This is a genomic window from Candidatus Omnitrophota bacterium, assembly GCA_023227985.1.
Taxonomy (GTDB): Bacteria; Omnitrophota; Gorgyraeia; order Gygaellales; family Profunditerraquicolaceae; genus JALOCB01.
Window position 1 is genome coordinate 1 of sequence record JALOCB010000047.1, and the last position, 8209, is coordinate 8209.

General features: G+C 49.6%; 8 protein-coding genes. All 8 read right to left on the bottom strand.

The window, feature by feature from the left end:
- Nucleotides 1-693, bottom strand: a 693-nt coding sequence (locus M0R35_07310; protein ID MCK9595463.1) for a tRNA-dihydrouridine synthase, incomplete at its 3' end; no start/stop codon positions are given.
- Nucleotides 693-992 carry a hypothetical protein gene (locus M0R35_07315; protein MCK9595464.1) on the bottom strand — a complete coding sequence of 100 codons (300 nt, stop codon included), beginning with the start codon at nucleotides 990-992 and terminating at the stop codon, nucleotides 693-695. The genes M0R35_07315 and M0R35_07310, both read right to left, overlap by 1 nt.
- A gap of 2 nt (nucleotides 993-994) precedes the next feature.
- On the bottom strand, nucleotides 995-4135 hold the full coding sequence (locus M0R35_07320) for an efflux RND transporter permease subunit (GenBank protein MCK9595465.1): 3141 nt from the start codon (nucleotides 4133-4135) through the stop codon (nucleotides 995-997).
- Between the two features lie 18 nt (nucleotides 4136-4153).
- On the bottom strand, nucleotides 4154-5047 hold the full coding sequence (locus M0R35_07325; protein MCK9595466.1) for an efflux RND transporter periplasmic adaptor subunit: 894 nt from the start codon (nucleotides 5045-5047) through the stop codon (nucleotides 4154-4156).
- A complete protein-coding gene (locus M0R35_07330; GenBank protein MCK9595467.1) occupies nucleotides 5047-6315 on the bottom strand; it encodes a TolC family protein in 1269 nt (422 codons plus the stop codon). The genes M0R35_07325 and M0R35_07330 overlap by 1 nt, the downstream gene beginning before the upstream one ends.
- Nucleotides 6315-6773 carry a MarR family transcriptional regulator gene (locus tag M0R35_07335; protein ID MCK9595468.1) on the bottom strand — a complete coding sequence of 153 codons (459 nt, stop codon included), beginning with the start codon at nucleotides 6771-6773 and terminating at the stop codon, nucleotides 6315-6317. Before M0R35_07335 ends, M0R35_07330 begins: the two co-directional genes overlap by 1 nt.
- A gap of 123 nt (nucleotides 6774-6896) precedes the next feature.
- A complete protein-coding gene (locus M0R35_07340) occupies nucleotides 6897-7181 on the bottom strand; it encodes a hypothetical protein (GenBank protein MCK9595469.1) in 285 nt (94 codons plus the stop codon).
- A 10-nt stretch (nucleotides 7182-7191) separates the two neighbouring features.
- Nucleotides 7192-8148 (bottom strand): acetyl-CoA carboxylase carboxyltransferase subunit alpha, encoded by a 957-nt coding sequence (locus tag M0R35_07345; GenBank protein ID MCK9595470.1) that lies wholly within the window; start codon nucleotides 8146-8148, stop codon nucleotides 7192-7194.
- Nucleotides 8149-8209 lie beyond the last annotated feature (61 nt).

Sequence of the window (8209 nt, forward strand, 5' to 3'; positions counted from 1 at the left end):
ATTCCCCAGGCTGCCCCGGGCAAGGAGCACACCGTCGCAGCCGGTTTCATCAAACATCTTTTTTGCTAATTCCGCGCTGAATACATCGCCTGAACCGATAACCGGGATCTCCAACGCCTTTTTAACCCCGGCGATCACTTTATAATCCACGCTGCCGGAATATTCCTGCGTTTTGGTCCTGCCGTGGATGAAAAGAGCTTTTACCCCTGCGTCCTGGCAATAAAGCCCTACCTCACGGCAATTGATCGAATCCTTATCCCATCCGGCGCGGATCTTTACCGTTACCGGCACCGGAGAATTATCAACCACGATCTTAAGCAATTTATTCAGCTTTAACGGATCTTTCAAAAGGCCGGCTCCTTCGCCACGGCGCACGACTTTTCTTTCCGGGCAGGCGGCATTAAAATCCAACACATCGAACTTGAACCTGGGCAGGACCTCCATCGCTTTTTTGATGAAATCCTCTTCACAGCCAAGCAACTGCACACCCAGCGGTTTATCCTCTTCGCAGGTAGAAAGCATGAGCCTGGTTTTCTTATTCTTATACCCCAGACAACGGGCGTTGATCATCTCGACAAAACCCAGGTCACATCCGAATTTATGATTTAAAAGACGAAACGGCAGGTCGCTTACCCCGGCCATAGGCGCAAGGATCAGGTTGGATTTAAGTTTGAGTTCGCCAATCTTAAGCATCAGGTGACTTCTTCTACCGGAAGGACAAAAGCCTTGATTCCTTCTTTCCCCAGGGATTCACGCAGCTTTTTAACCGCGGAAATAAGTTGTTTCGCTTCTCCGGCCGAACACCCCACAAAAAGCAGGTTATTCTTACCGGGCCAGATATCGTCTCCCATATGCGTGCCCGAAGCCAGGCCTTTGCCAAAAACCCCGTTGATCTTGGTATAATCATCCGCGGCGCAGGTCTGCTCCAGAATATCCATAACCTCCGCGTCAATCGCTTCGTTATAGGATATAAAAACCATCTTATCGATCATATCTATTCCCCTCCCGCCTGAAGGTCGCATTTCCTTACCTTGACCTGCTGCTTTGTCTGCTTATGATGAAAAACCGCGTATAAAATCGGCACAAAAAGCATGGTTATAAAAGTGGATACGGTTAAGCCTCCGACCATGGTGATCCCGATCGGCTGCCAGGTCTCCGACCCCTGACCCGTAGACAAAGCCAAAGGCAGCAAACCTACCAGGGTGGTGATAGTGGTCATCAACACCGGGCGCAACCTGTCTTTTCCGCCGGCGGTCACCGCTTCATACATCGAATTGCCGCGGGCCCGCAGTATATTTATATAACTGATCAGCACGATCGCGTTATTCACTACTATGCCCATAAGCATGACCATCCCCAAAAAAGACAAGACGTTCAAGGTCATCCTGCTGATCGCCATTGCCCAGATGACTCCGGTGAAGGTAAAAGGAATAGAGAACATGATAATGAACGGGTCAAGCAGCGACTCAAACTGGGCGGCTATAACCATATATACCAGGACTATCCCCAAAGAAAGCAGGATGATCAGGTCCCCAAACGCCTTCCTTTGTTCTTCGGCCTCGCCGCCGAAATTGATGATTATATCCGCCGGGAGCGTAAGCTTATCCATCTCCCGTTTGATATCCTCAACTATCTTTCCGCTGGATCGATTAAGGGTATTCGCCTCGACCCTGACCACGCGCTCGCGGTTCTTGCGCTCGATCTGCACAGGCCCGGCTGTTTCGTAAATGCTGGCGAAACTGGAGAGTTTGACCTGTTTTCCGGTCATAGAAGAAACAAGCGCCAGGTTTTCCACATCTTCAACCTGCGAACGGGAAGATTCTTCCAATCTCACATAGATATCATAGGTCCGGCCTTTTTCCCGGTACTTGGTGGCGCTGGAGCCCTCGACGAATGTCTTGATGCTCTGAGCTACGGAATTCATATCCAAACCCAGGCTGGCGGCGCGTTCGCGGTCAACCGCGATGCGGATCTCCGGCTTGGTAGAGTCACGCGAGATGACCACGTCCACCGCACCAGGCACACCCTCGACTATCTTTTTTATCTTTCCCGCGAGCATATTGGTATCTTCAAAGGAATTACCGATGATCTCGATCTGAATGGACTTGCCTCCGCCGCCCAGGATCAGGCGGTTAACCATGCTTCCGGTCGAAATATCCACCTTCTCCACGCCGGGGATCTTGCGGACCCGGCTGCGGATATCCTGGCCTACAGCCTTATCCGAACGCTTGCGTTGATCTTTCGGGACCAACTTTAGTCCGGCGTAAACAACATGCGATCCCGAAGACTGCCCGGTAACCCGCCCTATCCCCTGGACCTGGCCGCTGCGGACATAGCTGAATTTTTTTTCTTTAATTGTATCGAATATATCTTCTACCTTTTTAGCCACTTTATCCGATTCTTCCATCCGGGTCCCCACAGGCAATTTCGCCATGACCTGAAGGTCTCCGGTATCCTCCTGCGGGATGAATTCGTTACCCACGAACCGGGTCAGCATAAGGCTGAAGAAAAATACCACGGCAAAACTGATAATGACCGACTTTTTATGGTTCAGGCTCCACCCCAAAGTCTTGCTGTAGACATTCTCCCATCCGACAAAAATCTTCTCGATTATATTGTATATGCCGGAAAAAGCCGCGGGCTTTTTCTGGCCGGCGGGCTTAAGCCATTTCGAGCAAAGCATTGGGCTAAAGGTAGAGGCTGTGAACAATGACGCGAGCAAAGTCGCCGTGACTATCGCCGCCAATTCCGAGAACATCACCCCAACCACGCCGGTGATAAAGAACATCGGGAGAAAAACCACTATTGTGGTCAAGGTGGCCGCGGCGATAGATAAGAACATCTCTGAAGTCCCAAAAACCGCAGCCTCTGTGACCCGTTGTCCGCGCTCGAGTTTGCGGAAAATATTATCGACCACAACTATGGCATTATCCACGACCATCCCCGAGGCAATGGCCATTGACGAAAGGCTGATGACATTAATAGTCCGGCCGCTTAAGAATAAATACAGGAAAGTGATCAGCAGCGAAAATGGAATGGTCAAGGCAATGATAAAACTGGGGGTGAACTGCCGCAGAAAAAACCAAACCACCAGCACGACCAAAACAATAGCCAACCACAAAGAATCGCTGAGCGATTTCAAAGAAAGAGTGATCTCTTCCGAAGTATCAAAAACCACCTCAGCCTTGACGTCGACAGGAAGAGTTTTCATTAATTCCTTGAACCTCTTCTGCACCCGCTCCGCCACTTCAACGGTATTGGTCCCGGTCTGCTTCTGGACCATCATAGTCAGACCTCTTTTACGGTCAATACGCACGATGGTATTAACCTCTTTGAATGCGTCTTCGATGCGGGCCACGTCGCGCAGATAAATAACCTTGCCTTTTCTAATCCCCAAAATCACTGATTTTATCTCGTCCGGCGAAGCGAATTCGCCGGGCAGGCGCAAAAGATAGTCAGTCAAACCGCTTTTAAGGTTCCCCACCGGCAACGTTACATTTTCGCGGTCCAGGGCGTCTTCTATATCCAACGGGGAAAACCCGTATCCTTCAAGTTTTTGCCGGTCCAGCCAGATATTGATCTGGCGTTCCAACCCGCCGTTCAACTGGACCGTGCCCACACCGGCGAGTTGTTTGAGAGGATCACAGATCCGGCGGTCGATCATGTCATAAAGCTCCGCGTAACTGCGTTCGGCCTTAAACCCATAAACCATGATCGGCATATTCGCGGTGTTGAACTTCCATAAGAACGGGGTGGATATCTCATCCGGGATATCCGGTAGATTAGGCTTGGCCTGATCGATCCTGTCGCGCACGTCATTAGAGGCTTCGTCGATATTGATCCCCCATTTAAACTGCAGGGTAACCACAGAAATGCCTTCCGAAGAAGTAGAAGTGATCTTATCCAGCCCGGGAGTGATCGCCAGTTGATTTTCCAGCGGCTCGGTAACTTTTGTTTCAACATCCTCGGGGCTGGCACCGGAATAGGAAGTGATCACCGAGATCGCCGGGGTCTCGATGGTAGGCATCATATCCACACCCAACCTGCTCATAGCGTAGAGCGAAATAATGATCAAGGCTAAAAAGATCATTAAATTCGTGACCGGCCTCTTGACCCCGAATTCAGCAAGATTCATTTATATCGTCCTCTGTAGTTATAAGCCGTTTTCCTCTACCAGGACAGGCGCGCCTTCATACAAACGCTGCTGCCCCATAATAACAACTTTATCCCCGGCGGCCAGGCCTTCCGCTATCTGAAGATACGGCCCCTGGCGAACGCCCACTTTTACATCCTTAATCGCTGCTTTCTGGTCTCTAACCACGTAAACGTATTGCTGCGGCTCTTTGCCCAGAACAGCCTCTTTAAGCACGACCAGCGCATCTTTGAATTCTTTGGTAACCACTTTAACCTTGGCATACATGCCGGAATACAATTTATGACTTTTATTGTCGATACTTATCTCCAGCATGCTGGTGCGCGTGGCTGTATCCACTATAGGACTGATCCGGACTATATTACCGGTGAAAACTTCCCGAGGATATGCCTCCACAATGACTTCGGCAGGCATACCGACAGATATGTCCGGCAGGTATTTCTCCGAGATATCGAGGTTCACCTTGACCTTTTCCATATCCACCACCAAAGCTATCGCTGTTTGCGGGGAAACATTGGCTCCAACATCGACCAGGACTTTCCCCACTACCCCGGAAATAGGGCTTTCCACGCCGGATATCTCAAAGGTCAACCCGACCTCATCGCGGTCGATCCAGGCGATCACGTCGCCTTTAATAACCTGGTCGCCTTCCTGCTTTACCTTTTCAACGATCTTACCGGTCACCTTGGGATATATATACGCCTCTTCCTGGGCTTTTACATTAGCCACATAATCAATATATTCCTGGATATTCCCCGGTTTGACCATTACCGCTTTTACCGGGATGGTATCCGGGACAACGCTTTTGCTGGAGGCGCTGTCATTCTGACCGCACCCCGGGGCGTTCAACAAAATACAAAGAATGAAAACAGCCGCAGATAATTTGTTCCGCATCACACCCCTCCTTGGGCTTTATTAAACACCGCCCGGGCGATCATATAATCATAATCAGCCTGGATTTTATTGAATAAGGACACGTCGTAACTAAGCTGCGCGTCATGCAACTCAAGCCCGCTGGCCTGTCCGGCTGCGTATTTATCTTTGATCACCGCCAGGTTATCCCGAAAAACTTCGTTCTGCGAATTCACGCTTTTTACCTCTTCGATCGCGTTCTTCAGGTCAAGATACGCGACCTTCAATTCCAAGGCAATATCCCTGATATTTTTCTCGCTTAAAAGGCGGGTCTGCCTTAAATCCACGATAGCCTGTTCGACCTTCGCTCTGGTCAGCCAGCCGTCAAATATCGGCCATGAGACCGTTACCCCTATGATATTGTAATCGTTCGGATTCCGGGTTGTGCCGGCAGAAAGATGCGATTGGCTGTAATAATCCCAAGAGGCGTAAACGCTGGGGCGGGTGTCCGCTTTAACTGCCTCAATATTCTTTTCATCGGCTTTTGCCTGGGCCTCGTATTGCCGAATCTCCGGCCTTTGCCGCATCGCATCCAGGAAAGCCTCATCATAAGCCATCTCCACCGGTTCATAATAAAATGCCCCGCTTATTTTCAGATCAACATCCTTATCGATAAACAGGATGTTCTTAAGGGTTTCCCGGGCCGCTTCTACCTGGCTCAAGGAAGCCGCGTAGGCCCGGTTTACTTCGTCCAATGACGATCTCATCTTTAACACATCCGACCGGGAAACCTCTCCCGCGTTAAAACGGGCGTTGATATAATCCAGGTGTTCTCTTGTATTACCGGTTATCCCTTTATTTACGGCGGCGTATTCATCGGCCAGCAAAAAAGCGTAAAACGCCTTCCTGGTCATTAGAACCGTCTCTAATTTAGCCCTGTCCAGAACAGCCTCGGCTACGGCGTAAGAATATTCCCCGGATTTTACGGCGTTCATCACTTTACCACCGGTGTAAATATACTGCTTTACGCCGATCTGGCCCGAAGTGACCCCCACATCCTTTGAATATAATCCCCGCGTTTCAGTGAATCCGGCCTTGGCGGTAAAGCTGGGCAAAAGGCCGGCCCGGGCTTCGGCGATCATCGCTTTTGCTTTCTTAAGATCCTCCGATTTAAGCAGCAGGCCGCGGTTGGCGCTCAAGGCGATACTGACCGCCTCATCCAGAGTCAAGGTAACCTCGTCTGCCTTCACCCCTGAAAAAGGCAATAATAAAAAAACTATCAATATAGCGTAAAAATGGCTTTTCCTCATTATTTACCGGCTTCCTGCTCGTGCATCAATATCTCTCCAATTCGGGTGATTGTTTTTAGGAAATTCGCGCGTTCCTCTTCCGACACCTTACCGAAGATATCGATCACGTTCTGCTTTTTCTGCTTGTTCAATTTATTGGCCAGGTCGCCGCCTTTAGGTTGGAGCCTGATCTTGATTACCCTTCTGTCTTTTTCATCATAGACCCGCTGGGTATATCCGGATTTTACAAGCCTGCCGACTATACCCGTGGCAGCCGCGGTAGTCACCCCCAGGGCGCGGGCGATATCGGTCATTCTGGATTCATTCCGGCATTGAAGCATATTAAGAATAAAGAACTGCGGTAGAGTAATATGGCCGCTGGCCAGCTCATTAGCCTCCCGCCTGATCATCCCTCTGGTGATCCCCGGCATTAACCTACAAAGCTTATCTGCGAATTCGGACAAAGGCATATGCGCCATCTGTGCCCCCGGATATTGTTAACTATATTAATTATTAGTAACATTAAAAACTTAGCATATTAACTGTTATATGTCAAGTTTTTTGTGCCCGCGATCCGGGATTACAGCAGGGTGGGGAGGGTATCAATGGGCGGATTCGAACAATATTTCGCACTTGGTGATCTTGGGGATCATTTCATAATGCGCTCCGTCGATCATAACCTCAAACGGCTTTGTCGTCCTGGCACGGAATCCGGCGACCTTGAGGATCGCCGAACCGAATACCTGCTGGCCGGCAGACAAAAGAACTCGAAAAACAGCCAGATTGAAGTTAGCGGAGCCCTCATTCCTTATTTCGCCTTTTACCACGATCCAATTATCGATGGGGTGTTTTTGGTATTTCAGGTTATAATAGGCAAAAGTCAACATCGCGTTTCTTTCAAGATTGCTCTTTTATCACGCCGATGCTCCGGAATTTTTTATACCTGGACTTCAACAGATCATCTTTCTTCATTTCGCCCAGATCCTTAAGATCCTTGATTATTATGGATTTAATGGTCCCGGCCATTTTCTGCGGGTCATGATGCGCCCCGCCCAACGGTTCAGGGATTATTTCGTCGATTATGCCTTCTTTCAGCAGATCCTTGGCCGTAAGCTTCAATACCTCGGCCGCGTCAGGGCTTTTTGTGCTACTCTTCCAAAGTATGGCCGCGCATCCTTCAGGAGAAATAACCGAATAATAGGCATTCTCCAAAACGCAGATCCGGTCGGAAACACCCACGCCTAAAGCCCCTCCGGAGCCGCCTTCGCCTATGACGACCGATACTATCGGCACGGATATAGAAACCATCTCCCGCAGATTAAGCGCGATCGCCTGAGCCTGGCCGCGCTCTTCCGCGCCGATGCCCGGATACGCCCCAGGGGTATCAATGAATATCACGATAGGCATGTCAAATTTCTCCGCGATCCGCATAAACCTTAATGCTTTGCGATAGCCTTCCGGGTGGGCGCAACCGAAATTCCGCTTAAGGTTATCTTTTATATCCCTGCCTTTTTGATGCCCCATTACCATAATCTTTTTCCCGTCCAACCTGGCGAACCCGCCCACAATGGCTTTATCGTCGGCAAAACCCCTGTCGCCGTGCAGCTCCAGGAAATCGGTCATCATCATCCCGATATAATCAAGGGTATACGGCCTTTGGGGGTGCCTGGCGATCTGGACTCTTTGCCAGGGAGTAAGTTTGGTGTAAATATCTTTTTTAAGGGTCTCTAGCTTTTCCTCAAGCTTTTTGGCCTCCGAAGAAAGGTCTATCTTCTTATCCGCGGTAAAGCTTTTAAGCTCGTGGATCTTTTTTTCCAGCTCGGCAATGGGTTTTTCGAAATCCAGATTAGCCATATTTTCTCAGCCTTTGATTAATCGACAATGGTAACTTCCGTGCCTTTAGGCACGATAATAT